27 protein-coding genes are annotated in these 25,821 nt (G+C 48.1%); 22 read left to right on the top strand and 5 right to left on the bottom strand.

Translation table 11 applies throughout. The annotated features are described in order from the left end of the window. Positions 1-59 precede the first annotated feature (59 nt). From E4K71_RS06895 to E4K71_RS06790, 22 genes are all read left to right on the top strand, one after another. Positions 60-620, top strand: a complete 561-nt coding sequence (locus E4K71_RS06895; RefSeq protein WP_240796910.1) for an NADH-quinone oxidoreductase subunit C — start codon at positions 60-62, stop codon at positions 618-620. Next, positions 621-1,811, top strand: a complete 1,191-nt coding sequence (locus tag E4K71_RS06890; protein WP_135078036.1) for an NADH-quinone oxidoreductase subunit D — start codon at positions 621-623, stop codon at positions 1,809-1,811. It begins immediately after the preceding gene. Next, positions 1,808-2,407 carry an NADH-quinone oxidoreductase subunit NuoE gene (nuoE, locus tag E4K71_RS06885; protein ID WP_135078034.1) on the top strand — a complete coding sequence of 200 codons (600 nt, stop codon included), beginning with the start codon at positions 1,808-1,810 and terminating at the stop codon, positions 2,405-2,407. The genes E4K71_RS06890 and nuoE overlap by 4 nt, the downstream gene beginning before the upstream one ends. Next, positions 2,401-3,684, top strand: a complete 1,284-nt coding sequence (gene nuoF / locus E4K71_RS06880; RefSeq protein ID WP_135078032.1) for an NADH-quinone oxidoreductase subunit NuoF — start codon at positions 2,401-2,403, stop codon at positions 3,682-3,684. The genes nuoE and nuoF overlap by 7 nt, the downstream gene beginning before the upstream one ends. A gap of 13 nt (positions 3,685-3,697) precedes the next feature. Beyond that, positions 3,698-5,746 (top strand): NADH-quinone oxidoreductase subunit NuoG, encoded by a 2,049-nt coding sequence (gene nuoG, locus E4K71_RS06875; protein ID WP_135078030.1) that lies wholly within the window; start codon positions 3,698-3,700, stop codon positions 5,744-5,746. Further along, complete coding sequence (gene nuoH / locus E4K71_RS06870; RefSeq protein ID WP_135078028.1) at positions 5,739-6,752, top strand: NADH-quinone oxidoreductase subunit NuoH; 1,014 nt, start codon at positions 5,739-5,741, stop codon at positions 6,750-6,752. The genes nuoG and nuoH overlap by 8 nt, the downstream gene beginning before the upstream one ends. Positions 6,753-6,766: 14 nt before the next feature. Next, positions 6,767-7,255 carry an NADH-quinone oxidoreductase subunit NuoI gene (nuoI, locus tag E4K71_RS06865; protein WP_135078026.1) on the top strand — a complete coding sequence of 163 codons (489 nt, stop codon included), beginning with the start codon at positions 6,767-6,769 and terminating at the stop codon, positions 7,253-7,255. 75 nt (positions 7,256-7,330) lie between these two features. Continuing rightward, on the top strand, positions 7,331-7,945 hold the full coding sequence (locus E4K71_RS06860; RefSeq protein WP_135078024.1) for an NADH-quinone oxidoreductase subunit J: 615 nt from the start codon (positions 7,331-7,333) through the stop codon (positions 7,943-7,945). After that, positions 7,945-8,256: an NADH-quinone oxidoreductase subunit NuoK gene (gene nuoK, locus E4K71_RS06855; RefSeq protein WP_135078022.1), complete on the top strand. Its 312-nt coding sequence runs from the start codon at positions 7,945-7,947 to the stop codon at positions 8,254-8,256. Before E4K71_RS06860 ends, nuoK begins: the two co-directional genes overlap by 1 nt. Positions 8,257-8,262: 6 nt before the next feature. After that, on the top strand, positions 8,263-10,218 hold the full coding sequence (gene nuoL, locus E4K71_RS06850) for an NADH-quinone oxidoreductase subunit L (RefSeq protein ID WP_135078020.1): 1,956 nt from the start codon (positions 8,263-8,265) through the stop codon (positions 10,216-10,218). A gap of 10 nt (positions 10,219-10,228) precedes the next feature. After that, a complete protein-coding gene (locus tag E4K71_RS06845; RefSeq protein ID WP_135078018.1) occupies positions 10,229-11,743 on the top strand; it encodes an NADH-quinone oxidoreductase subunit M in 1,515 nt (504 codons plus the stop codon). 12 nt (positions 11,744-11,755) lie between these two features. Next, complete coding sequence (gene nuoN / locus E4K71_RS06840; protein WP_135078016.1) at positions 11,756-13,249, top strand: NADH-quinone oxidoreductase subunit NuoN; 1,494 nt, start codon at positions 11,756-11,758, stop codon at positions 13,247-13,249. Positions 13,250-13,252: 3 nt separating this feature from the next. Further along, positions 13,253-14,020, top strand: coding sequence for a biotin--[acetyl-CoA-carboxylase] ligase (locus E4K71_RS06835; RefSeq protein WP_135078014.1), 768 nt, complete (start codon positions 13,253-13,255; stop codon positions 14,018-14,020). A 20-nt stretch (positions 14,021-14,040) separates the two neighbouring features. Then, positions 14,041-14,817: a type III pantothenate kinase gene (locus E4K71_RS06830; RefSeq protein ID WP_135078012.1), complete on the top strand. Its 777-nt coding sequence runs from the start codon at positions 14,041-14,043 to the stop codon at positions 14,815-14,817. Continuing rightward, the gene (locus E4K71_RS06825) at positions 14,814-16,475 is read left to right on the top strand and encodes a ribonuclease J (protein ID WP_135078010.1); all 1,662 of its coding nucleotides are present in this window, start codon (positions 14,814-14,816) and stop codon (positions 16,473-16,475) included. The genes E4K71_RS06830 and E4K71_RS06825 overlap by 4 nt, the downstream gene beginning before the upstream one ends. 20 nt (positions 16,476-16,495) lie before the next feature. Further along, positions 16,496-16,900 carry a methylmalonyl-CoA epimerase gene (gene mce, locus E4K71_RS06820; protein ID WP_135078008.1) on the top strand — a complete coding sequence of 135 codons (405 nt, stop codon included), beginning with the start codon at positions 16,496-16,498 and terminating at the stop codon, positions 16,898-16,900. 47 nt (positions 16,901-16,947) lie between these two features. Further along, positions 16,948-17,181, top strand: a complete 234-nt coding sequence (locus E4K71_RS06815; RefSeq protein WP_135078006.1) for a hypothetical protein — start codon at positions 16,948-16,950, stop codon at positions 17,179-17,181. After that, positions 17,178-17,738 (top strand): DNA-3-methyladenine glycosylase I, encoded by a 561-nt coding sequence (locus E4K71_RS06810; RefSeq protein ID WP_135078004.1) that lies wholly within the window; start codon positions 17,178-17,180, stop codon positions 17,736-17,738. The genes E4K71_RS06815 and E4K71_RS06810 overlap by 4 nt, the downstream gene beginning before the upstream one ends. Positions 17,739-17,742: 4 nt before the next feature. Then, positions 17,743-18,144 carry a hypothetical protein gene (locus tag E4K71_RS06805; RefSeq protein ID WP_135078002.1) on the top strand — a complete coding sequence of 134 codons (402 nt, stop codon included), beginning with the start codon at positions 17,743-17,745 and terminating at the stop codon, positions 18,142-18,144. A 76-nt stretch (positions 18,145-18,220) separates the two neighbouring features. Then, positions 18,221-19,531 (top strand): proline--tRNA ligase, encoded by a 1,311-nt coding sequence (proS, locus tag E4K71_RS06800; protein ID WP_135078000.1) that lies wholly within the window; start codon positions 18,221-18,223, stop codon positions 19,529-19,531. Positions 19,532-19,574: 43 nt separating this feature from the next. Beyond that, positions 19,575-20,819, top strand: a complete 1,245-nt coding sequence (locus E4K71_RS06795) for a lipoprotein-releasing ABC transporter permease subunit (RefSeq protein WP_135077998.1) — start codon at positions 19,575-19,577, stop codon at positions 20,817-20,819. Continuing rightward, complete coding sequence (locus tag E4K71_RS06790; protein ID WP_135077996.1) at positions 20,812-21,492, top strand: ABC transporter ATP-binding protein; 681 nt, start codon at positions 20,812-20,814, stop codon at positions 21,490-21,492. Before E4K71_RS06795 ends, E4K71_RS06790 begins: the two co-directional genes overlap by 8 nt. Positions 21,493-21,549: 57 nt before the next feature. On the opposite strand, the gene E4K71_RS06785 is transcribed toward E4K71_RS06790, so the two are convergent. From E4K71_RS06785 to E4K71_RS06765, 5 genes are read right to left on the bottom strand one after another with little or no spacing between them, the layout of a single operon-like run. Beyond that, complete coding sequence (locus tag E4K71_RS06785) at positions 21,550-21,951, bottom strand: CBS domain-containing protein (RefSeq protein WP_135077994.1); 402 nt, start codon at positions 21,949-21,951, stop codon at positions 21,550-21,552. Then, entirely contained in the window at positions 21,948-22,298 is a 351-nt protein-coding gene (locus E4K71_RS06780) for a P-II family nitrogen regulator (RefSeq protein ID WP_135077992.1), read from the bottom strand. The genes E4K71_RS06785 and E4K71_RS06780 overlap by 4 nt, the downstream gene beginning before the upstream one ends. After that, positions 22,295-23,104, bottom strand: a complete 810-nt coding sequence (locus E4K71_RS06775; RefSeq protein WP_135077990.1) for a DUF1538 domain-containing protein — start codon at positions 23,102-23,104, stop codon at positions 22,295-22,297. Before E4K71_RS06775 ends, E4K71_RS06780 begins: the two co-directional genes overlap by 4 nt. Next, on the bottom strand, positions 23,104-23,838 hold the full coding sequence (locus tag E4K71_RS06770; RefSeq protein ID WP_135077988.1) for a DUF1538 domain-containing protein: 735 nt from the start codon (positions 23,836-23,838) through the stop codon (positions 23,104-23,106). Before E4K71_RS06770 ends, E4K71_RS06775 begins: the two co-directional genes overlap by 1 nt. A gap of 55 nt (positions 23,839-23,893) precedes the next feature. Continuing rightward, positions 23,894-25,744, bottom strand: a complete 1,851-nt coding sequence (locus E4K71_RS06765; RefSeq protein WP_135077986.1) for an adenylate/guanylate cyclase domain-containing protein — start codon at positions 25,742-25,744, stop codon at positions 23,894-23,896. Positions 25,745-25,821 lie beyond the last annotated feature (77 nt).

Here is a 25,821-nt window from a genome sequence, read left to right as displayed (position 1 = left end):
AGGGGATATCTATGATTGAAGCCTTAAACGAGCTTTCCGACATTATCGCCGTCAAACTGATGCAGGAAGTCACCGAAACAGAAATTAAGAATGGTGAACTTATCTTGCACGCCCGACGTGATGCGATCATCAAGGTTCTTAAATTCTTGCGCGATGATGCCAATTGTCAGTTCAAGTTTCTCATGGATGTGTGTGGGGTTGATTACCCTGAACGCGAAGAACGTTTTGACGTTGTTTATAATTTGTTGAGTACAAGTCATAATCTGCGGGCACGGATCAAGATTACAACTGATGAAGACACACCAGTCCCCAGTGTCACAAGCTTGTTTAGTGCGGCAGGCTGGTTTGAACGTGAAGCTTGGGACCTATATGGCATCTATTTTGATGGTCATCCCGATTTGCGCCGTATTATGACCGATTATGGCTTTGAAGGTCATCCCTTGCGCAAGGATTTTCCACTTACTGGTTATGTTGAACTCCGTTATGACGATGAACAAAAGCGCGTTGTTTATGAGCCGGTTAAATTGACACAAGACTTCCGTAACTTTGATTTCCTATCCCCATGGGAGGGGATTCAAGGCGTCTTACCCGGTGATGAAAAAGCGGAGGGCAATGCGTAAATGTCTGACAATCAGATTAAAAACTACAACCTCAACTTTGGCCCCCAACACCCCGCAGCCCATGGTGTACTGCGCCTTGTGCTGGAAATGGATGGTGAGATTGTTGATCGAGCAGACCCACATATCGGGCTTCTCCATCGGGGTACAGAAAAACTGCTGGAACATAAAATCTATCAACAAGGCACACCATATTTTGATCGCCTTGATTATGTTGCCCCGCAAAATCAGGAACATGCCTTTTGTTTAGCGATTGAAAAACTAACCGGGATGGAGGTTCCCAAACGGGGGCAGTATATCCGTGTACTTTTTTCAGAAATCGGGCGTATCCAAAATCACCTGATGAACGTTTGTTCCTATGCCATGGATGTCGGGGCCATGACCCCGTTTCTTTGGGGGTTTGAAGAACGTGAAGTCCTGTATGAATTTTGCGAACGGGCCTGCGGAGCACGTATGCATATGAACTATTACCGCCCCGGTGGAGTAGCTCAGGATATCCCCGCAGGATTGACAGATGATGTCCGAGCCTGGGCTGAACGTTTTCCCCAGGTTGTCAAAGATATTGAAACCTTGCTGACCGATAACCGTATTTTCCGCCAGCGTACCGTCGACATCGGTGTTATTGCACTTGAAGACGCACAGGACTGGGGGTTTTCCGGCCCAAACTTGCGTGGATGTGGTGTCCCATGGGATTTGCGTAAAAGCCAGCCTTATGATTCTTATGAAGAATTTGATTTCGACATCCCTGTGGGGAAGGGCAAAAACGATTGTTTCACCCGCTACTATCTACGCATTTTGGAAATGTATGAAACCTGCAAAATTATTATTCAAGCCTGTGACAAGCTGGATGACTGTGTAGGCGAGCCCGTGAAATGTACAGATAACAAGTTTTCACCGCCAAAACGCGGGGAAATGAAAACCTCAATGGAAGCCTTGATCCATCACTTCAAACTCTTCACAGAAGGGTTCAAAGTCCCGGCAGGTGAAACATACTGTGCAGTTGAAGCCCCAAAAGGGGAGTTTGCCGTTTATCTGGTTTCAGATGGGTCCAACAAACCCTATCGCTGTCATATCCGGGCACCGGGCTTTGCACATTTACAAGCCATGGATTTCTTGTCACGCGGACATATGCTGGCTGATATCACGGCCAATATCGGGTCTCTGGATATCGTTTTCGGGGAGATTGACCGATGAGCAATATAACGTTTCAACAACCTGACAGCTTTGCCTTTACGACAGAAAATCTGGAACGTGCAAAACAGCACATCACCAAATATCCGGAAGGTAAACAACAAAGCGCCTGCATGCCCTTGCTGGATTTAGCACAGCGCCAACACGGTTGGTTACCCCGTGCAGCCATGGATATGGTGGCGGAGATGCTGGGAATGGCCCCAACACGGGTATATGAAGTCGCAACCTTCTATACCATGTTTAATAAAGAGCCTGTGGGCAAACACCATGTTCAGGTTTGTACCAATATTTCCTGCTGGCTGCGCGGGTCTGACGACATTGTCAAAGCCGTTCAGGAAACAGCTGAGATCAACACGGGTGAAACATCCGCAGATGGTTTGATTACCTTGTGGGAAGTGGAATGTCTCGGGGCCTGTTCCAATGCCCCGATGATGCAGATCAATGATGATTATTTCGAAGACCTGACAGCCGATAATGCCAAACAGATCATCCATGACTTGCGCAATGGTCAACAGCCTAGAACGGGACCTTATAATGGTCGCCAAGGGGCTGCACCGCTTGGTGGCCCAACCACATTGACGGGAGATGGCGAATGCTGAGTGATAAAGACCGCATTTTCACCAATATCTATGGCCTCAAGGATAAGTCCCTCAAAGGTGTACAATCACGTGGCTGTTGGGATGGCACCAAGGCGATTCTTGAAAAAGGCAGCGACTGGATCATTGAAGAAATGAAAGCCTCCGGCCTTCGTGGTCGCGGTGGGGCTGGCTTTTCCACAGGCATTAAATGGAGCTTCATGCCCAAAGAAGTCGGGGAGCGCCCCCATTATCTGGTGATCAATGCGGATGAAGGGGAACCGGGTACCTGTAAAGATCGTGAGATTATGCGCAATGATCCCCATACCCTGATCGAAGGGGCCTTAATTGCCTCTTTCGCCATGCAGGCGCATACGTGTTACATCTATGTCCGTGGCGAATTTTACCGCGAAGCCGAAGCCCTACAAGCCGCAATTGATGAATGTTATGAAAATAAACTGATCGGGAAAAATAATATTCACGGCTGGGACTTTGATTTTTATGTTCACCGTGGGGCCGGGGCTTACGTCTGTGGGGAAGAAACAGCCCTGATTGAAAGCCTTGAAGGTAAAAAAGGACAGCCGCGCCTCAAGCCACCATTTCCAGCTGGGGCAGGTCTCTATGGTTGCCCAACAACTGTAAATAATGTGGAGTCCATTGCCGTTGCCCCAGAAATTCTGCGACGTGGGGCAGCCTGGTTCTCCAGTATTGGTCGGGAAAATAACACCGGAACGAAACTCTATGGCATTTCCGGTCATGTGGAGCGCCCCTGTGTGGTGGAAGATGCCATGGGGATTACCTTGCGTGAACTTCTGGAAACCCATTGTGGCGGGGTGATTGGCGGCTGGGATAATTTGATGGCCGTCATCCCCGGTGGATCATCTGTTCCTGTGATGAATAAGGAACAATGTGATAAGGCCATCATGGATTTTGATGGGCTGCGCGAACATGGCTCTGGCTTGGGAACCGCTGCTGTGATTGTCATGAAAAAAGATACCGATATCATCAAGGCCATTACCCGGCTTTCCGATTTTTACCATCATGAAAGCTGTGGGCAATGTACCCCTTGTCGTGAAGGTACGGGCTGGATGCAGCGCATGATGCACCGCATGGTCGTTGGTAATGCCACCGTTGAAGAAATTGATTTGCTGGAATCTGTTACCCGACAGGTTGAAGGCAATACAATTTGTGCCCTTGGCGATGCCGCTGCCTGGCCGATTCAGGGCCTGATTAAACATTTCCGACCCGAGTTGGAAGCCCGCATTGCAGCTTATCATGCTGCAAAAAACGATGCGGCATGAGGGAGGGGAGTAAATGCCAAAACTGACAATTAACGGTAATGAAATCGAAGTTGAAAACGGGTTGTCTGTCCTGCAAGCCTGTGAACAGGCTGGTATTGAAATCCCGCGTTTTTGTTATCATGAGCGCCTATCCATTGCCGGAAACTGCCGGATGTGTCTGGTGGAAATGGAACGCGCACCGAAGCTCATTGCCTCTTGCGCTATGCCTGTAGGGGAAGGCATGGTCATCCATACTGATAATGAAAAGGTCCGCAAGGCCCGTGAAAGCGTGATGGAATTCTTGCTGATCAACCACCCGCTGGATTGCCCGATTTGTGATCAAGGGGGCGAATGTGACTTGCAAGACCAGGCTATGGCTTATGGTGGCGATAAAGGCCGTTACAGCGAAGACAAACGGGCCGTTAAGGAAAAAGACTTCGGTCCGATTATTCGTCCCTTTATGACACGCTGTATTCACTGTACCCGTTGCGTACGTTTTACCGAAGAAATTGCTGGCACCTCCGATATGTGTGGGACCTATCGCGGTGATTACACCGAAATCGGTACCTATGTTGAAAAGGCGATTGAAACGGAACTGGCCGGAAATCTTGTGGACCTGTGCCCTGTTGGGGCGTTGACCTCCAAACCCTATAGCTATACCGCACGACCTTGGGAACTGCAAAAAACGCAAAGCATTGATGTGTTTGACGCTGTTGGCAGCAATATCCGTTTAGACAGCCGTGGGAATGAAGTTCTTCGTGTATTGCCCCGTCTGAATGAAGAGGTGAACGAAGAATGGCTGGCTGATAAGGGGCGCTACGCCATTGATGGTTTGAAAAAACAACGCCTGGATCGCCCCTATGTGCGCAAAGAGGGGAAACTGCAACCTGCCAGTTGGGATGAGGCTTTTGCAGCGATCGCAGAAAAGTTAAAAGGGATGGACGGTAAGAAGTTTGCAGCCCTTGCCGGAGACATGGTTGATGCTGAATCCATGTTTGCCCTTAAAATGTTTGCTGAAATGCTTGGCTCTCAAAACATTGACTGTCGCCAGGATGGGGCAAAACTGGATACTGCCTCGCGCGCCTCTTATCTGTTTAACAGCACAATCGCCGGTATTGATGAGGCGGATGCCTGCTTGATCATTGGATCTAACCCCCGCTGGGAGGCCCCGATTATCAATGCCCGTTTGCGCAAACGTTATATCAATCATGGTTTCACCCCAGCCGTTGTTGGGGGAAATATTGATCTGACCTATAAAACAGAGCATCTGGGAAATACCGCTGATACGCTTAAAGCAATCATTGATGGCTCAATCCCTTATGCTGAGGTCTTGAAAAACGCGACCAAGCCCATGCTGATTTTAGGTCAGGGGGCACTGGCTCGTGGAGATGGGACTGCGATCTTGGCCCTTGCCAAAGAAATTGCTGATAAATACGGCTTTGTTTCTGATGAATGGAATGGCTTTAACGTTCTACACACAGCTGCAGCCCGTGTGGCCGGACTGGAAATGGATTTCATCCCCGGTGTTGGCGCCATGGATACAACGGATATCGTCAACGGCAATGCTGAGGTCGTGTATTTGTTAGGGGCCGATGAGATTGACACCAGCAAGCTTGAAAGCTCCTTCGTTATTTACCAAGGCCATAATGGTGATGCGGGCGCACACTGTGCCGATGTCATTTTACCGGGGTCGGCCTATACAGAAAAAGACGGTATGTACGTCAATACCGAAGGTCGTATGCAATATGGCTACAAGGCGGTTTTCCCACCGGGGGAAGCCAAGGAAGACTGGACAATTTTACGTGCTTTATCTGGCGCAATGAATAATCCATTACCGTTTGACAGCTTGTCCCAACTGCGTACAAAACTGGCTGAAATCAGCCCGACTTTCGCTCATCCTGATGAAATTCAGAAAGCTGACTGGGAAGATTTTGGCACAGCAGGCGTGACAGTTGAAACCGTACTGATGTCACCGATTACAAATTATTACATGACAGACCCGGTTAGCCGCGTGTCCAAAACGATGGCAGAATGCACCGAGGCTTTGATCAACCCGCAACAAAGGATTGGTACACATGGCTGAACTTTGGGACGGTTATATTTGGCCGACACTCTGGATTGTGATTAAGATCGTCGCAATCGTTGGCCCTGTCATGGGGGCAGTTGCCTATCTGACACTGGCTGAACGAAAAGTCATTGGCTCTATGCATATGCGGCGCGGGCCAAATGTTGTAGGGTTGTGGGGCTTATTACAGCCGCTGGCCGATGGTTTAAAGCTTTTCCTCAAGGAAATCATTATTCCAACCGGGGCCAGTCGGGGTGTCTTTTTAATTGCGCCTTGTCTAACCTTGATCCTTGCCCTGATCGCCTGGGCGGTTATTCCGTTTGATGAAGGTATGGTGCTGTCAGATATTAACGTTGGCGTGCTTTACCTGTTTGCGGTTTCAGGTCTTGGGGTCTATGGCATTTTGATGGCAGGCTGGGCCTCAAACTCCAAATATGCCTTTTTAGGAGCGCTTCGTTCTGCGGCACAAATGGTTTCTTATGAAGTTTCCATGGGGTTCATTATCATCACCGTACTGGTCTTCACTGGGTCCCTGAATTTAAGTGATATCGTTGAGGCCCAGCGTGATGTCTGGTTTATGTTTACACCGCTTTTCCCATTTGCAGTGATGTTCTTCATCTCATGCGTGGCAGAAACCAACCGCCATCCCTTTGACCTCCCAGAAGCTGAGGCTGAACTGGTTGGGGGCTATAATGTGGAATATGGCGGCATGGCTTTTGCCCTGTTCTTCCTTGGGGAATATGCCAATATGATCATGATGGCGGCCTTCACCGCTGTTTTGTTTATGGGCGGCTGGTTGCCACCGTTTGATTACTTGTCCTTCATTCCAGGGCCTGTCTGGCTGTTTTTGAAAATTTCGTTCCTGCTGTTTGTCTTTATCTGGTTGCGTGCAGCTTATCCACGTTATCGTTATGACCAACTGATGCGCTTGGGCTGGAAAGTCTTTCTGCCGCTGTCATTGGCAGGTGTTATCATCGCTTCGGGTGTGGCTGTTTACGGCGGCTTTGCACCGGGCCTTCAATAAGGGGAACTGAAAATATGAGTAACTTGTCTCACACAGCTCGCGCGTTCTTCTTAAAAGAACTATTACAAGGCTTATGGATCACCTTTCGTTATATGTTCAAACAGAAAGTGACTTTGAACTATCCGTTTGAAAAAGGCCCGCTATCCCCGCGTTTTCGTGGTGAACATGCGCTTCGCCGCTATCCAAACGGTGAAGAACGCTGTATCGCCTGTAAATTATGCGAAGCCATTTGCCCCGCTCAGGCGATTACAATTGAAGTTGAACCACGTGATGATGGATCGCGCCGCACAACACGTTATGACATTGACATGACCAAATGTATCTATTGCGGTTTCTGTCAGGAAGCCTGTCCGGTTGATGCCATTGTTGAAGGTCCAAACTTTGAATTTGCCACGGAAACCCGTGAAGAGCTGATGTATGATAAAGAAAAGCTTCTTGCCAATGGGGAACGCTGGGAAACAGAACTCGCTGCCCGCATCCGCCTAGATGCGCCGTATCGTTGATTGGAGGGTAGGGGAAATTATGATGACACTCTTTTTCATAGACCTGACAAGCCGGACCACCGGACAGGGGGGCACATGATTGTACAAGCCATTGCATTTTACCTGTTTGCAACCGTGACAGTCATCAGTGCGGTTATGGTCATTACTGCCAAAAACCCGGTGCATTCCGTTCTGTTTCTGGTACTTGCCCTGTTTAATACCTCGGGTCTCTTTATCCTGTTAGGGGCTGAATTCCTCGCCATGTTGTTGGTCGTCGTCTATGCAGGCGCAGTTACAGTGCTGTTTCTTTTTGTCGTCATGATGCTCGACATTAACTTTGTCGAACTACGTCAGGGTTTTTTACAATATATGCCGCTGGGCGCCACGATCGGGATCATTCTCGCAGCAGAACTCATCCTCATTGGGGCTGGCTGGCATTTTGCACCGGAGTTTGAAAAAGTCGCAACGGCACCAATACCTGCTGTTGAGACCATGACAAATACCCATGCCTTGGGCGCAATTCTTTATACAGATTATATGTATCTGTTTCAGGCAGCTGGTCTTATCCTGCTTGTCGGGATGATTGGGGCCATTGTGTTGACCCATCGCAAACGGGCAGGTGTACGCAAACAAGTTATTGCCGATCAAATTCATTTAAACATCGAAGATGTGGCCGAAATGAAAAAGGTCGAAAGTGGAAAGGGCGTGTAATGTTAGAAATTGGTCTTGCACATTATCTCAGCCTCGGGGCTATCCTTTTCACACTGGGTATCCTTGGCATCTTCTTAAACAAGAAGAATATGATCGTCATTCTCATGTCTATTGAGTTGATCTTGTTGGCTGTGAATATCAACCTTGTTTCCTTTTCCGCCTTTCTCGGGGATTTAATGGGGCAGGTTTTCTCTATTTTCGTGCTAACCGTTGCCGCTGCCGAAGCGGCCATTGGTTTGGCAATTCTGGTCATTTTCTTCCGTAACCGTGGATCAATCGCGGTTGAAGATATCAATGCGATGAAAGGGTAGGGCAATATGTATACAGCAGCTATTTTCCTTCCACTTTTGGGCTTTCTCATTGCTGGGGCTCTTGCACTTTTCACACCGGAAGATGAAAAAAAACGCAAGACCAATGACCGCCTTGCCCAAATTGTCACCTGTAGCGGTATGTTAATTTCTGCCGCCCTTGCCATTGTCATTTTCTTTGATGTCGGGCTTGGCGGAAATGCCAAAACCGTTCACTTGTTCACCTGGATTCAATCCGGTAATTTCGATGTCTCCTGGTCTTTGCGTTTTGATACATTAACAGCCGTCATGATGATTGTGGTGACGGGCGTATCCTCCATGGTGCATGTCTATTCTTGCGGATATATGTCCCATGACCCGAATATTCCGCGCTTCATGGGGTATCTGTCACTTTTTACCTTCTGCATGCTGATGCTGATTACGGCAGATAATTTGCTGCAATTGTTCTTCGGTTGGGAAGGGGTCGGTCTGGCGTCTTATCTGCTGATTGGCTTTTGGTATCACAAACCCTCAGCCAACGCTGCTGCGATTAAAGCCTTTTTGGTGAACCGTGTAGGGGATTTCGGCTTCGCCCTTGGCATCTTTGCCACCTTCCTTTTGTTCGGCACCTCAAATTTTGATGAAATTTTTGCCGCTGTTCCTGAACAGGCCAATACCATGATTACCCTGTTTGGTACGGAATGGCATGCCATGACCATCATCTGCCTGCTCTTGTTTGTCGGGGCGATGGGAAAATCCGCCCAGCTTGGCCTTCATACCTGGCTACCTGATGCTATGGAAGGCCCGACACCCGTTTCCGCCTTGATCCATGCGGCAACCATGGTGACAGCCGGAGTCTTTATGGTTTCGCGTCTGTCGCCCATGTTTGAGTATTCTGATGTGGCCTTGAATGTGGTCACAATTGTGGGGGCGGCGACAGCCTTTTTTGCAGCCACCATTGGCTGTGTTCAAAATGATATCAAGCGGGTGATCGCTTATTCCACCTGTTCTCAGCTGGGCTATATGTTTTTTGCCTGCGGTGTGTCTGCTTATTCTGCCGGTATTTTCCACCTGATGACCCATGGTTTCTTTAAGGCATTACTCTTCCTGGGCGCAGGCTCCGTTATCCATGCCATGTCTGATGAGCAAGATATGCGCAAGATGGGCGGGATTTGGAAAATGATCCCCTTCACATATGCCTGCATGTGGATTGGCAACCTTGCCTTGGCAGGTGTACCGCCCTTTGCCGGATATTTCTCCAAAGATATCGTGCTGGAAGCCGCCTATGCTTCGCACACAGATGTGGGGCTTTTTGCCTATTGGATGGGAATTGGCGCTGCCTTCATGACAGCCTTTTATTCATGGCGACTTTTGTTCATGACTTTCCATGGTAAGCCACGGGCCAATGAACATGTGATGGCCCATGTTCATGAAAGTCCCAAAATCATGACCTTGCCATTGGTGCCACTGATCCTTGGAGCGTTATTTGCAGGCTATCTCGGCTATGAAAACTTCGTTGGGGCCAATGCAACAGAATTCTGGAACAATGCCATTTTGATCCTGCCCAGCCATCCGGGCCTTGAAAACGCCCATCATGTGGCTGCCTGGGTGAAATGGTTGCCTCTGCTTGTGGGTATTGGCGGCATTTCATTAGCGTACCTGTTCTATTTGGCCGTACCTGATATTCCGGGCAAATTGGCCCAAAAGTTCAACGGGCTTTACCAATTTTTACTCAATAAATGGTATTGGGATGAACTCTATGATTTCCTGTTTGTGAAACCTGCCTTTTATTTAGGTCGTGGTTTCTGGAAAGCCGGTGATGAACAATTAATTGATGGTGTTGGACCAAACGGTTTTGCCCGTGCGACCCAACAGCTTGCGGGGAAAGCATCACGGTTGCAAACAGGCTACCTCTATCACTACGCATTTGTCATGTTGGTTGGTGCGGCTATTCTTGCCACCTGGTATCTCTTTACGAAAGGCTGAAAGTAATAAGATGAGTAATATTCCTCTTCTCAGTGTTATCACCTTTCTGCCTCTCGTAGGCGTCGCGATGCTCTTGCTGTTTGTTCGCGGTGATGTCAAGGATGATAGCAAAAGCGCAAAACAGATTGCGCTGTTGACCTCTGTCTTTACCTTCATCATCTCTTTGGGGTTATGGACTGGTTTTGATCATTCAACGGCTGACTTTCAGTTTGTTGAAAAGGCTGAATGGCTTCCCGGTGTCGATGTAAATTACCATATGGGCGTTGATGGCATTTCCGTACTGTTTGTCCTGCTGTCGACCTTGCTGACACCCATTTGTATCTTGTCGGCATGGGAGGCTGTCACAACACGAACCAAAGAATATATGATCTCCTTCCTCATTCTTGAGACCATGATGATCGGTATGTTCTGTGCGTTGGACATGATGTTGTTCTACATCTTCTTTGAAGGTGTTCTGATCCCGATGTTTATCATCATCGGTGTCTGGGGTGGGCAAAATCGTATCTATGCGGCTTTCAAACTCTTTCTCTATACATTGTTAGGGTCTGTCTTAATGCTGGTCGCCATGCTGGCTATGTATTGGGAAGCAGGTTCTTTCGATATACCAACCTTGATGGCCTATAATTTCCCACTTGAAATGCAGACATGGCTGTGGCTGGCGTTTTTTGCCTCCTTTGCCGTCAAGGTTCCCATGTGGCCTGTCCATACCTGGTTACCCGATGCCCACGTACAGGCACCAACGGCTGGCTCTGTCATTTTGGCAGGTGTATTATTGAAAATGGGCGGCTATGGTTTTTTACGTTTCTCAATCCCGATGATGCCTTTGGCAAGCGCTGATTTCACACCGCTGATTTACACACTTTCCATTATTGCGGTGATCTATACTTCGCTGGTTGCACTGGTTCAGGATGATATGAAAAAGCTGATTGCTTATTCCTCTATCGCCCATATGGGGTTTGTAACCATTGGCGCTTTCACAGGCACGGTACAAGGAATTGAAGGGGGCATTTTCACCATGTTGTCCCACGGGATCGTTTCTGCGGCTCTCTTCCTGATTGTCGGGGTAATTTATGATCGTATCCATACCCGTGAGATTTCAGCATATGGGGGACTTGTTGAACGCATGCCGAAATATGCCGTGATTTTCATGTTGTTTATGATGGCTTCTGTCGGTTTGCCGGGTACATCGGGCTTTGTCGGTGAAATTCTGGTTCTGGTGGGTGTCTTTCAGGTTAATCAATGGGTGGCCGCACTGGCCGCAACAGGGGCGATTTTAGGGGCGGCATATTCACTTTACCTTTATCGTCGCATTGTCTTTGGTGCCCTGACGAAAGAAAATCTCAAATCCATTTTAGATATGAATCGCCGTGAAGTGCTGGTTTTTGCACCGCTGATTATCCTGACCATTTACGCTGGAGTTTATCCGCAGCCATTTTTGGATGTGATGCATGCCTCTGTCGAAAATTTGGTCAACAACTACCATGCTGCACTGGACGCTGCCGGCGTTCAGGTAGCTGTGCAATAGGAGTAAGCAGACATGAGTGAGCTTCCAAATCTCACCCCGGCCTTGCCGGAAATTTTCATGGCCTGCGTTGCAATGGCGCTCTTAATGGTCGGTGTTTTTTTCAATGCCGAAGCCAAAACGGTGACCCGTACCGTTTCCATGCTGGCAACAGGTGCAATGATCCTGACCCTTTTATTGGTAACGGCCTTTTCGACACAAGCAGGGACAACCTTTAACGGGCTGTTTATTACCAGCGGTTTTTCCGGTTTTGCCAAAGCACTGATCCTTGGGGCCAGTGCAACCACCTTGTTCATGTCACGTGATTTCTTTGATCGTGTGGGTGTCCATCGCTTTGAATATCCCATTCTCGTTCTTCTGGCGACACTGGGGATGATGATGATGGTCTCAGCCAATGACCTTATCGCGCTTTATATGGGGCTGGAACTGCAATCCCTCTCGCTCTATGTGATGGCGTCGATCATGCGCAATGATTTGAAGTCAACAGAATCCGGCCTGAAATATTTCGTTCTAGGGGCACTGGCATCTGGCATGTTGCTGTATGGCTCCTCGCTTGTTTATGGTTTTTCCGGCACGACCAACTTCGATGCCATGGCTAAAATTCTGGCCCAAGAAAGTGGAGGCGTTCACGGACCGAACACAGGGCTTATCTTCGGTATTGTCTTTGTTATGGTCGGGTTAGCCTTCAAGATCTCAGCCGCACCCTTTCATATGTGGACGCCTGATGTCTATGAAGGTGCGCCCACACCTGTCACCGCCTTTTTCGCCGCAGCCCCAAAAGTTGCTGCCTTATCCCTGTTTATCTTTGTGATGGTCGGGGCCTTTGGTGACATGGCGCCCCAATGGCAACAGATTGTGATCTTTATCGCAGTGGCTTCCATGGTGATCGGGGCCTTTGCAGCCATTGCCCAAACCAATATCAAGCGACTGATGGCTTATTCCTCCATCGGGAATGTGGGATATATGCTGATTGGTCTGGCTGTCGGTGGAGCCGTTGCCAGTGGCACAGACGTGCAACAAGATGGCATTGAATCCATGTTGGTCTATCTCACCATCTATGTGATCATGACCCTTGGCACATTTGGCTGTATTTTGGCTATGAAACGCAATGGTCAGAATGTTGAAAATATCAACGATCTGGCCGGTCTGTCCAAATCCAACCCATTAATGGCCGCAGCCCTGGCTATTTTCATGTTTTCCATGGCAGGTATTCCGCCACTTGCGGGTTTCTTTGGCAAGCTCTATATTTTCCTTGCTGCACTGGAAGCGGGCCTTGTTATCTTGGCAGTGATCGGGGTGCTGACTTCTGTCGTCGGGTGTTTCTATTATATTCGCCTGATCAAAATCATGTATTTTGATGATGCAGAAGAAACACTGGACGGTAAAACAGGGCGTGAAATCAATCTGGTTATCACAGCCGCTGCAATCGTGATTTTGGCCTTTTTCATCTATCCCTCCCTTATTACAGACAGCGCTGCCCTTGCAGCGGCCAGCCTGTTTACAGGATAAAACATGTCGAATATTTTTGACCTTAAACAGCCGTCAGCTTTCACTCTGGCGGCTTTTGAGTCCCTTGACAGTACAAATGATGAATTACGCCGACGTGCCCAAAAAGGCGCTGAACACAATACCGTTGTCTGTGCTCTGGAACAAACAAAGGGCAGGGGGCGACGCGGGCGCACATGGGTCAGCCAACCGGGCAATTTATTTTGTTCCATCCTGCAAAAACCAAACGTCAGCTTAACCGAAGCCTCCAAAGCCAGCTTTGTATCTGCCCTTGCCATTCACGATGCCATCAAAGAGGCTGTTGACGGGTTTGATTGTGATGTGGAATGTAAATGGCCCAATGATGTCTTGGTAGATGGCTATAAAGTCTGTGGTATTTTACTGGAATCACAAACGATCCCCCAATCAAATGAACTGGATTGGCTGATTATTGGAATCGGCATAAATTTAGCCCATGCACCTGCCGATACCCCTTATCCATGTGGGTATATTAACGCCTATCGCGAAAAAGCAATGTTAGTACCAGATATGCTTGAAATCCTGCTCAAACATTTCCAAACCTGGTTCGAACGTTGGGAAACCCTTGGGTTTACAGCTATTCGCAATGCCTGGCTGGAGCGGGCAAAAGGTGTTGGTAAAGAAATTATCGTTAATTTGGGCACCGAACAATTACATGGTACCTTTGAAAGTCTTGACGCTGAGGGCGCGCTTGTCCTACGAACCAAGGAAGGCCAGCGTCTTATTACGGCTGGCGATGTGTTTTTCAACGCTTAAGACAGAAGGACAAACGACGCATGCTTCTGGCCATTGATTCAGGCAACACCAATACCGTTTTTGCTGTCTTTGATGATGACGGCACCGTGCGTGGTGAATGGCGCAGCTCCACCAATGCCAACCGCACAGCGGATGAATTTGCCGTCTGGCTGTCCCAATTGATGGCTTTTGAAGGTATCGAACACCACGACATCAAGGATGCAATCATCGCCACTGTTGTCCCAGCCATGTTGTTTAACCTTCAGTCTCTCTGTCGCAAATACTTCAAGATTGAACCAAAAGTCGTTGGCAACCCGGATGTAAAACTGGGTATTGAAATCTTTTTGGATCGCCCGGAGGAAGTCGGCGCGGATCGCTTGGTCAATGCCATTGCCGCCCACGAAGTTTATGATGGCCCCTTAATCGTTATTGATTTTGGGACAGCCACGACCTTTGATGTGGTTGATGGGGATGGCAACTATTGTGGCGGGGCCATTGCACCGGGCATTAACCTGTCTTTAGAAGCCTTGCATATGGCTGCGGCCAAACTGCCCCGTGTGGCCATTGGCCGTCCAGATAAAGCCATTGGCAAAGGCACGACAACGGCGATGCAATCGGGCATTTTCTGGGGCTATATCGGCATGATCGAAGGGTTGACCCAGCGTATGAAAGATGAATTCGGTCAAGAGATGACCGTCATTGCCACAGGGGGGTTATCTTCCCTGTTTAAAAAATCAACTGATGTCATTCAATACAGTGATACAGACCTGACCCTTCGCGGCCTGCTTGCAATTTATAAAAGAAATCAAAACGTATGACCAAACAAGAACTTATCTTTGTCCCACTTGGCGGGGCAGGGGAAATCGGCATGAACCTCAACCTCTATGGCTATGGCAAGCCGGAGGAAGAAGACTGGCTCATTGTTGATTATGGCATTACGTTTGGGGATGATACCACACCCGGTACGGATGTGATCCTGCCAGATCCAACCTTTATTGAACAACGAAAAGACCGCGTTAAAGGTATCGTCATTACTCATGCCCATGAAGACCATATTGGCGCACTGGCTTATATGTGGGATCGGGTCCAATGCCCGGTTTATTGCACGCCCTTCACAGCCTCACTCGCACGTGGCAAGCTGAAAGAAGCAGGCTTTGGACATTTGGATATTGTAAAGGAAATTCCACTGGGGGGCAGCTTTGAACTCGGCCCCTTTAATGTGGAATTCATCACCTTCACCCATTCCATTCTAGAACCCAATGCACTTGCCATTCGTACACCAGAAGGCACCGTGGTTCATACTGGGGACTGGAAGCTGGATGCTGGTCCTGTTGTGGGGCGCACCACAGATTTAGATGCGCTTGACCGTCTGGGTAAAGAAGGTGTTTTGGCAATGGTGTGTGACTCCACCAATGTCTTTTCCCCCGGTACCACCGGATCGGAAGAAGAGCTGGAATCCAGCCTGACAGAACTGATTTCTCAATATGACGGCAAGGTATGCGTAACCTGTTTTGCCTCCAACCTTGCACGGCTTCATACTATTGCGGTGGCAGCGCGTGAATGTGGCCGTCAAATTGTGGTTTCCGGTCGTTCTTTTGGCCGCATGATGGAAGCAGCACATGCCAATGGCTATATGCTAGATACGCCAGACTTCTTGCCTGAAGATGAAGCCCATCACATTCCAGATGATAAGCTGTTGATTATCTGCACAGGCTCCCAAGGGGAACCGCGTGCGGCCTTGGCTCGTATTTCCAGCGGGAATCACAAAAACATCTCCCTTGGGGACGGTGATGTGGTGATCTTTTCATCACGGACCATTCCCGGTAATGAAAAATCCATTTTCCGCATTCAAAATGAACTGGCACGCAAAGGGGTGGAAATCGTCACAGCCTCTGACCATTTTGTCCATGTGTCCGGCCATCCAGCCCAGGATGAATTGCGCGAGCTGTTTCGCCGTGTGCGTCCCCATATCGCCATCCCGGTTCATGGGGAGTTTCGCCACCTTCAAGCCCATGCAGCACTGGCAGAAGAATGCGGCGTCAAGAAAGCCTTTGTCATTGAAAACGGCCATGTGGTAAAGCTGGAAAAAGATTTACCCTGCATTATTGATGAAGTTGAAACTGGACGCCTCGCCTGGGAAGGACGCCGTGCTGTCCCAATGAAATCCGAAGTGGTACAAACCCGTAAGCGAGCTTTATTTAATGGCTCTTGCGTGGCTTCGCTCGCCGTTGATAAAGACGGTACGATTCTGGGCGAACCCATTATCACCACAGAAGGGTTGTTGGACCCGGACGGGGATGACCACCTGTGGGATCAGTTGTTTGACATCATCTTTAATACGGTTGAAGCCATGCCAAGACGTGATCGTAAAGACGATGCCGTTTTGGAAGAAAACCTGCGCCTGAATATACGCCGCTGGTTTAGAAATCAATTCGGCAAACGTGCCGTAACCCATATCCACCTATTAAGAGTTTAAAACCTAGGGAGTTTTTATAAATGATTGGACGTTTGAACCATATCGCTATTGCTGTACCGGATCTGGAAGCAGCTTCAAAAACATATGCACAAACATTGGGTGCAAAAGTAAACCCACCGCAAGACGAACCGGACCACGGTGTCACCGTTGTGTTTGTTGAACTGCCCAACACCAAGGTTGAACTGCTCTATCCACTGGGTGACAATTCCCCAATCGCAGGCTTCCTTGAAAAGAACCCGGCTGGTGGTATTCACCACATTTGTTACGAAGTTGATGACATTATCGAAGCCCGTGACAAGCTGAAAGCCGAAGGTGCTCGCGTTCTTGGCAATGGAGAGCCAAAAATCGGCGCCCATGGGAACCCCGTTCTCTTCCTGCACCCAAAGGATTTCAACGGTGCACTGGTTGAACTGGAACAAGCCTAATTTAAAATGCGCCCCTGTGAAAACAGGGGCTTTTTTGTGAGTATCCTATGAATTTTGGTCAGACAGAAGCTATCCTGCTCATCGCCTTTGCCATTTTATGGTGGCTGTTTTACTTCGGCGTAAAAATGCGTGCTGACCAGAAATATATGAACAGCGATCAACGCGAAAACTTGCGCCCCTGCATGGGCTGCATGATCACTCAATCGGCCATGCTTGCTGCCGCTGTTCTTACCATTATTTATGGGGCTTATCTGCTGGAATGGATTGGGTTTAGCCAATGAATTGGTATTGTGACGTTGCCCCTGGTCATGAATTTCATGGCCCTTATCATGCCGAGGAATATGGCTTTCCCATTGAAGACGATCATAAACTTTTTGAACGTCTGGCCTTTGAAATTTTTCAGGCGGGCCTGTCATGGCTCACGATTTTGAAAAAGAAAGATCATTTCATTCGGGCCTTTGATGGTTTTGATATTGATAAAGTTGCTGCTTATGGTGAAGATGATATCGCTCGTCTTCTTGGTGATGCCTCTATCATCCGTAATAAGCTGAAAATCAACGCCATTATTCATAATGCCCGTGTTATTCAAGACTTGCAGAAGGAGCAAGGCTCATTTGCAAATTGGCTGACCTCCCAACACCCAAAACCAAAATCGCAATGGGTGAAACTGTTTAAGAAAACATTCAAGTTTACAGGCGGTGAAATTACGGGGGAGTTTCTCATGAGCACTGGATACCTGCCCGGTACACATCGCGAAGACTGTCCTGTATTCAAAAAAATTGCTAAGATTAATCCCCCCTGGATGCAAGTTGATCCAACCATTTACGAAGAAGGGTAAAGCAATGCGATTTTTTTTGATGGCCTTAGTCATGTTCCCCGCAGTTGCCATGGCTGATGGTGTTGCCAGTGCCGTTTCCATCACGGAAAAAGAATGCAAAAAACTGATCCGGCTAAATTCTTTCAGTGGGGCTGATTATGTCCCCGGTGTGGATATGCGCGGCAATAAAGTTGTCGGGGCAGATTTGAATGGGGGCAATCAAATCAAACTACCAGATGAAATCACCTTTGATCTTGGAATCGACTTGGCTGAAAAATACAATATGGGAGCTGGCTTTTATGGCAAGGCCAATCTTGGGCAAGTGAAAGTAAAGGGCCGTCATGTCTATTGGAATGGTCAAAAACTGGGGCAAGGTGAAAATAACGCGATTCTGGACGCCTGCCTTGCACAATATAGGCAAAAATAACAACGATTTCGTTGCCTTTCACACCCGCATTATCTAAAGTCAGTTCAACATCATTTTATCTGTTTTGAGGACTAAGATGCGCCTTTCACAATATTTCCTGCCGACCCTGAAAGAAAACCCTTCCGAAGCCCAGATTGTTTCGCACCGCTTAATGCTGCGTGCTGGCATGATCCGCCAATCTTCTGCCGGAATTTATAACTGGTTGCCGATGGGCCTGCGTGTCTTGCGCAAGATTGAAAAAATCGTTCGCGAAGAACAAGATGCCGCGGGCTGTCAGGAAGTCCTCATGCCAACGATCCAGCCGGCTGAACTGTGGCAACGCAGTGGCCGTTATGATGATTACGGCAAGGAAATGCTGCGTATCAAAGACCGTCATGAGCGCGATATGCTCTATGGCCCAACAAACGAAGAAGCCATTACAGATATCGTGAAAATGGAATGTCAGTCTTACAAAGACATGCCGAAAATGCTCTATCACATTCAGTGGAAATTCCGTGACGAAGTCCGCCCGCGTTTTGGCATCATGCGTGGCCGTGAATTCCTGATGAAAGACAGCTATTCCTTTGATTTGGATTACGAATCTTCCAAGGCAGCATACAACAAGCATTTTGTCTCTTACCTGCGTACCTTTGATCGTTTGGGTGTCAAAGCGATCCCGATGAAAGCCGACACAGGCCCCATCGGGGGTGATCTGTCTCATGAATTCCTCGTACTGGCAGAAACGGGGGAATCCGGTGTGTTTGTTCACAAAGATGTTCTTGATTTCGATATCCCGCAAGATGTGGATTATAATTCAGACCTTCAGCCGATTGTTGACAAATGGACATCGCTTTATGCCGCAACAGATGAAAAACACGATGAATCTGAGGAAGCTAAGCTTGGTGATAAACTCTTGGCAGCACGTGGAATTGAAGTTGGTCATATTTTCCACTTTGGAACTAAATATTCCAAGCCGATGGGGGCGACAGTAACAGATCAAAATGGCGATGAGATTGACCTGCAAATGGGCTCTTACGGCATTGGTGTTTCCCGTTTGATCGGTGCGATCATCGAAGCCAGCCATGATGAAAATGGTATCATCTGGCCTGAAAGCGTTGCGCCTTACACCGTTGGCCTGATCAACCTGAAAACAGGGGATGAGGCTTGTGACGAAACCTGTGAGAAACTTTACAAAGAACTGAACGCTGCCGGGATTGAAACCCTTTATGATGATCGTTCAGAACGTGCAGGGGCCAAATTCAACAATATGGACCTGATCGGCCTGCCTTGGCAGGTGGTGATTGGCCCACGTGGTTTGAAAAACGGTGTTGCCGAAGTTAAAAACCGCAAAACTGGTGAAAAAGAAGAAATCGCAATTGATCAACTGATTGCGAAATTCACAGCATAAGGTCGTTTCTGCACACACAGAACAAGAGGCTTAGGGGAAACATATGTTCAAGGCTTTTGAATGGATGATGGCCGCAAGATATTTGCGTGCGCGCCGCCGGGAAGGCTTTGTCTCTGTCATTGCGTGGTTTTCCCTGCTGGGGATTGCCTTGGGCGTGGCAACATTGATCATTGTTATGTCGGTGATGAATGGGTTTCGCGAAGAACTGCTTAGCCGGATTTTAGGTATTAACGGTCATATCAATGTGTACGGCCATCAGCGTGTTATCCGTGACTATAATCCCTTAGCCTCTGAACTTGCCAAGATTGAGGGGGTCATCAGCGTCACCCCCATGATTGAAGGTCAAATCATGGCAACAGGCAAGGGCGGCTCCAGCGGAGCTATGGTCCGGGGGCTGAGCAGTGAGGACTTCAAGAAACGTGATTTACTATCCAACAGCATCAAAGCAGGTTCTTTAAAACTGTTTGAAGCAGGTGAGGGCATTGTCATTGGTTCCCGTCTTGCCTCGAAACTTGGTTTGTGGGTGGGGGATCGGATCAACCTGATTTCCCCCAAGGGCAATGTCACAGCCTTTGGCACCGTGCCGCGCATGCGCAGTTATGTGATTGCAGCTACCTTTGATATCGGCATGTATGAATATGACTCCAGCTTTATCTTTATGCCGCTCAAAGCCGCACAGAATTATTTTCGTATTCCCGGTGTCAATTACTTCGAGATTTTGACCCCCAGTGCAGATAAAGCGGAAAGTATTTCTTATGACATCCGCATAGCATTAGGAAAAATGGGTTTAAACCCCGTTGACTGGAAACGCACAAATGCAAGTTTTTTCAATGCCTTGCAGGTTGAACGCAACGTCATGTTCATGATCCTGACTTTGATTATCATTGTTGCAGCCTTCAATATTATCTCCGGGCTTATAATGCTGGTCAAAGATAAGGGAAAAGATATTGCGATCCTGCGCACCATGGGGGCAAGCCGGGGCAGTATCATGCGCATCTTTTTTATTGCCGGGACTAGTGTTGGTGTCTTTGGCACCCTGTTTGGCTTTGGTCTGGGTTTGGCTTTTTCAGAAAACATCGAAACCATCCGTCAATGGATTGAAGGTTTAAGCGGGACTGAACTGTTTGCGGCTGAAATTTACTTCCTATCCAAACTGCCCGCCATTGTGGATTATGGTGAGGTCGGCTTGGTTGTCGGAATGGGCTTGGGCCTTTCTTTCCTTGCCACGCTTTATCCGTCATGGCGCGCTGCTCGTCTCGATCCGGTGGAGGCCCTGCGTTATGAGTAAGCCTGTCTTGGAACTGCAAAACCTGTGTCGAACATTCACGCAAGGTCGCGATACGCTTCATATTCTTAAAGAAGCCAATCTGACGATTAATGAAGGTGAAATTGTTGCCTTGGTCGGGCCAAGTGGGGCAGGGAAGTCAACCTTGTTACAAACGGCTGGGCTGTTGGAAAAAGGCGACACGGGGACGATTTTGGTTGATGGGCAAGATGCCAGCAATCTTAATGACGATGCCAAAACAAAATTGCGTCGGCGCTATCTCGGCTTTGTTTATCAATACCACCACTTGCTGCCTGAGTTTTCTGCCGCTGAAAATATTATCATCCCGCAGATGATCAATGGCAAAAGCCGCCCCGATGCCCTGAAACGAGCACAAGAACTGTTAGAGGCCGTGTCCTTAAGCAAACGTGGCGAACATCGCCCAGCTGAACTATCAGGTGGGGAACAACAGCGTATTGCCATTGCCCGCGCTCTTGCCAACAAGCCTAAGCTTCTACTTGCCGATGAACCAACGGGCAACCTTGACCCTCTGACCTCAGATCATGTGTTTGGCCTGTTACTTGAAGAAGTGCGCAAAGAGGGACTGGCTGCCCTGATCGCCACACACAACCCGGTGCTTGCACAAAAAATGGACCGTATCATCAAGCTGGAAGACGGCCATCTCATTGAGCAATAAAAAAGGCAGCTATCAGGGAAACAGCCGCCTTTTTCTATTCTTGAGTTTTATGAGGACTTAATCGTCTTCATAGCCCAGAACCATGTCGCGCAATGTGACGATCCCAACCGGGTTACGCTCATGATCAATCACAACAGCACGTGACAGGCTGAAACGAACAAGCAGGCGAACTGCATATTTAATATTCATTTCCGCAGGCACTGTCAGAACAGGCTTGGTCATGATTTCATAGACACTGGTGCGCGCTGCCGGACGGTCCGTTGCCACAACTTCACGGGCAATGTCACGAATGGTCAACAGGCCAAACTCGTCACCTTCATTGTGGCGTTCAACGATCAGAGAGCTGACTTTTTCCTCTTTGATCATTGTGATGGCTTCAGCAATTGTTGCAACACGCCCGATTGTTTTCACATTCGGGGACATGACATCACTGACGCGGATAAAAGATTTCTCAGTCATACTTCACCTGCAATTTCTTCCATAATTTTCGGGAGTTGTGTATTCAGCCCAACGGCATCTTCAATATCAATTTGGAAAGCAACACCTGCGCCGGGCTCTTCATCAAAGTTACCAGCCTCACAAATCGCTTCCAGAATGCGGCGTGCCTGCGTGCCTGCAACCAGGAACAGGATAACATCGCGCTGTGCGGTCAGCTCAAGCCCCATAAAGCCTTTTTCCGGTGTCATACCTTCGCCGCGAACCGAGCTAATGGTAGTTGCCCCGGTCGCACCTGCATCACGTGCGGCATCAATAACCACATTTGTTTTTTCATCAGCCACCATGGCTACGATCAATTTTAAGTTCATGCTTCACTCCCTGATGAAGATGTATCTGTAGCTTGGGCTTCTTTTGCTCTTTTTGCACGGTAATCGGCAATCAAAGCATACGCCAGTACAGACATAATTGGAAAGACACTGGCAAAGGCAATCAAACCAAACCCGTCAAGCAGCGGACTGCGACCCGGTACGGTTGAGGCCAAACCAAGACCAAGGGCAGCGACAACTGGAACAGTTACCGTTGATGTCGTCACCCCACCACTGTCATAGGCCAGTGGAATAATAGTTTTAGCAGCAAAAAACGTTTGAATGATGACGACGATATAGCCCACCATGATATAATCAGGCAGGGGCGTTCCCGTTACAATACGGAAAGTTCCCAAAGACACCCCGACGGCCACACCAATCGCCACAGCAGCACGCAACCCCCAGGCACTGATATTGCCACCGGAGATTTCTTCAGCCTTGATCGCAACGGCAATCAAAGAAGGTTCAGCAACCGTTGTCGCAAACCCGATGGCCGCTGCGAAAATATAAACCCAGTAATAATCTTTCCAGGTCAAGGAACTCGGATCACCGCCTGCGCCCAGAAATTCCGGATCAGACAATTGTGTCGCCATGGCTTCACCCAATGGGAACAGAGCCTGTTCCAGCCCCACCAAAAATAGTGTCAGCCCCAAAAGAACGTAGAAAAAGCCAATAATGATTTTTCTGAAATTCGGGATTTTCTTGCGAATAACAAGGAACTGAAAGCCCAGCAAAATCACAATAATAGGCGCAATGTCACGACAGGTCGCAACGGCAGCTTCCGATATGTTGATGATCCATTCCAGCATTACATCACCATACCAAAGATAAGAACAAAGATCATAGGCGTCAAACTGGCAAAAGCGATCAAGCCAAAACCATCAATCATCGGGTTACGCCCACGGATGGTTGAAGACAAGCCAACACCCAAGGCCGTCACCAGCGGAACCGTCACGGTTGAGGTCGTCACTCCGCCACTGTCATAGGCAATCCCAACAATTTCTGGCGGAGCAAATTTCGTAATGACAATCACAATAATATAACCACCAATGATGAAATACTGGATCGGCCAGCCTTTTAAAATTCTGAAAACACCCAAAACAATCGCAGACCCAACTGAAAGCGCCACAACAAGTCGTAATTGGTTGGCATACGTGGCTTGCACTTCTGCGTCTAAAGCGATTTGGCCGCCTTTAGCTGCAATCTCAGCAGCCTCAGCAGCCACGGCAATAAGGGCAGGTTCAGCAATCGTTGTTCCAAAACCGAGTGCAAAAGCAAAAGCTAAAATCGCAATTACACTGCCTTTTCGGGCAAAGGCATTAGCCATGCTTTCACCAAGCGGGAACAGCCCCATCTCCAAGCCTTGAATAAAAAAGGCAAGTCCCATGACCACTAAAAACAGGCCCGGAATAACTTTATCCAGGTTTGGGAAAGGCTGTTGCAGCACAACGATCTGGAAAAATGCAATCACAAGTATGATTGGCGCCAGATCGCGCAATGCGCCAACAAACAAGCCAAGAAATCTTTTAAAGCCAGGATTCATTGAAGGTGAGCGCCTTGGTTAGGTGTGTTAGTTGGGCTTTTCATAATATATTGAATTATGAATCACAAGTTACGTTTTTCGGAATATACAATTTTACGGGAACGCTCAATCCTCGAACTTCGGTTGTCCCGATGGATTTCAGCTCAATTCTTTGCACATGCTGTGCTGTATTTCCTGAAATTAAAATGTCTGTCCCAAAGTGTTTATTCAGGTTTTCAACACGCGCTGCCAAATTCACCGCATCCCCATGGACCGTATAATTTAATCGGCCTTCTGCCCCAACAGCACCGGCAACCACATTTCCGCTATTCAGCCCAATCCGGCTTTTTAACACAATGCCGTCAAAGGTCCGTTTTTCAAGCATTCCCTTAATTTCAAGCGCTGCCCTTAATGCTTTTTCTGCGTGATCAAATGATTGAATAGGGACATTAAATGTCGCAAGAACCGCATCCCCCTGAAACTGAGTGACCACACCGTCGTGTTTTTCCAATACCTCTACCACAGCGGAAAAATATTCATTTAAAATGGAGACAATCTTTTCCGGGCCAACTTGTTCAGTGAGCTGGGTAAATCCTTCAATATCAGAAAATAAAATCGTTGCCTGGGTGGCAATTGGTTGAAGCACCCCATTTTCCTGCATGAGCGAAGAGGCCACCGATTCAGGAACATATCGGCCAAAAACTTCGCGAATCATATCACGTTCGCGCAATCCCTCGACCATTTCATTAAAAGCAAGGGCGGCTTGATCCAGTTCGCGCAAACGGCTACGTGGCAAGGCAGGCAAATCTTCAACGCCGCCCCTGCGCACAGTGCGGGCCGCATCGGCCAAACGCACAATAGGACGCGCCATTTTTTTACCGACCTTAAGAGACAGGGCAACAGACACCAATAAAACAACAAGTCCGGCCCCTGCCATCTCAAAAAGCTGCATGGCTTGTGTGCGGTCTGATTTTTCCGCATTAATATAAACACCCAAAACCCAGGGTGTTTTCCCAAAACGCGTCAATTCCTGTGTCGCAACGATATGCAGATCATCATTTACTCGCGCACGATTAACCGCCACCCCTTCAATCGGTGTAACCAAGCCCGCCTTAATCACGGGGCCATTAATCAGTTGATCAAGCTTGGCATCTTGAAAGTCCCTGATTTTTGGCAAGGGGATTTCGCCTTTACCATGGATCCAGTCCGCCTGTGAGGCCAGATCTTGCGTCACCGTACTGCCGCTGGTCAACAAGGGGTGCGCCAAAAGATGGTCCCGACCATAAAGGATAAACGGGGTTAAAAAACGATCTGTCGAAGTCATTAAAATACTTTTAGACAAATCAGCAACCGTCACCCCAATAAACAAGATCGCCTTTAATTCCCCATCAATACGAATAGGGGTACGCACATCAACGAGAGTTTGCTGGTCTTCTTCATCCCAAAAAAAGCGGCTCCAGACATTTGTCTGTACGTTTTGCATGTTTTCAAAAAATAGCCGATTTTCTTCTGTACTGATAAAAGAACGTTCAACCCATTGGCTTTTTTCACGAATGACATAGCGCGACACGCCATCCGGATACTGAAAGCCAAGACCTGTGACATTAGGTGTCCCGGCTAAAACCCCGCGCAAAAAAACTTCCAGACTTTTATAATCGTCAAGGTTTACATGTCGGCCTTCAACCTGATCTTTGACCCACAGGGCCTGACTTTCTACAGGTAATAAAAGCCCTTCAACCTCACTTGTCAGATTATCCAGTGCAGATTCGATCATCAAGTGATGGTAATCTTTAGTAATATTGGTGGTATATTTCAGACCAAGATACAACACCACAGTCACCGCCAACAAAGTCAGGCCCCCAAATCCAAAAAACAAAACAGATTGGATCGGCTGTCGTGGAAATGTAATTTTTCGCCAGAAACTCATAGGGCAGGACCATTTACCTGTTGGATATCAATATGAAAGATATTTTCTGATTGCTGAAAGGGGTTGAGGAAGGATAA

Origin of the sequence: Terasakiella sp. SH-1 (assembly GCF_004564135.1) — a bacterium.
Classification (GTDB): Bacteria; Pseudomonadota; Alphaproteobacteria; order Rhodospirillales; family Terasakiellaceae; genus Terasakiella.
Note: the sequence above shows the minus strand (reverse complement) of the source record. Positions and strands in the feature narration are given on the sequence as shown.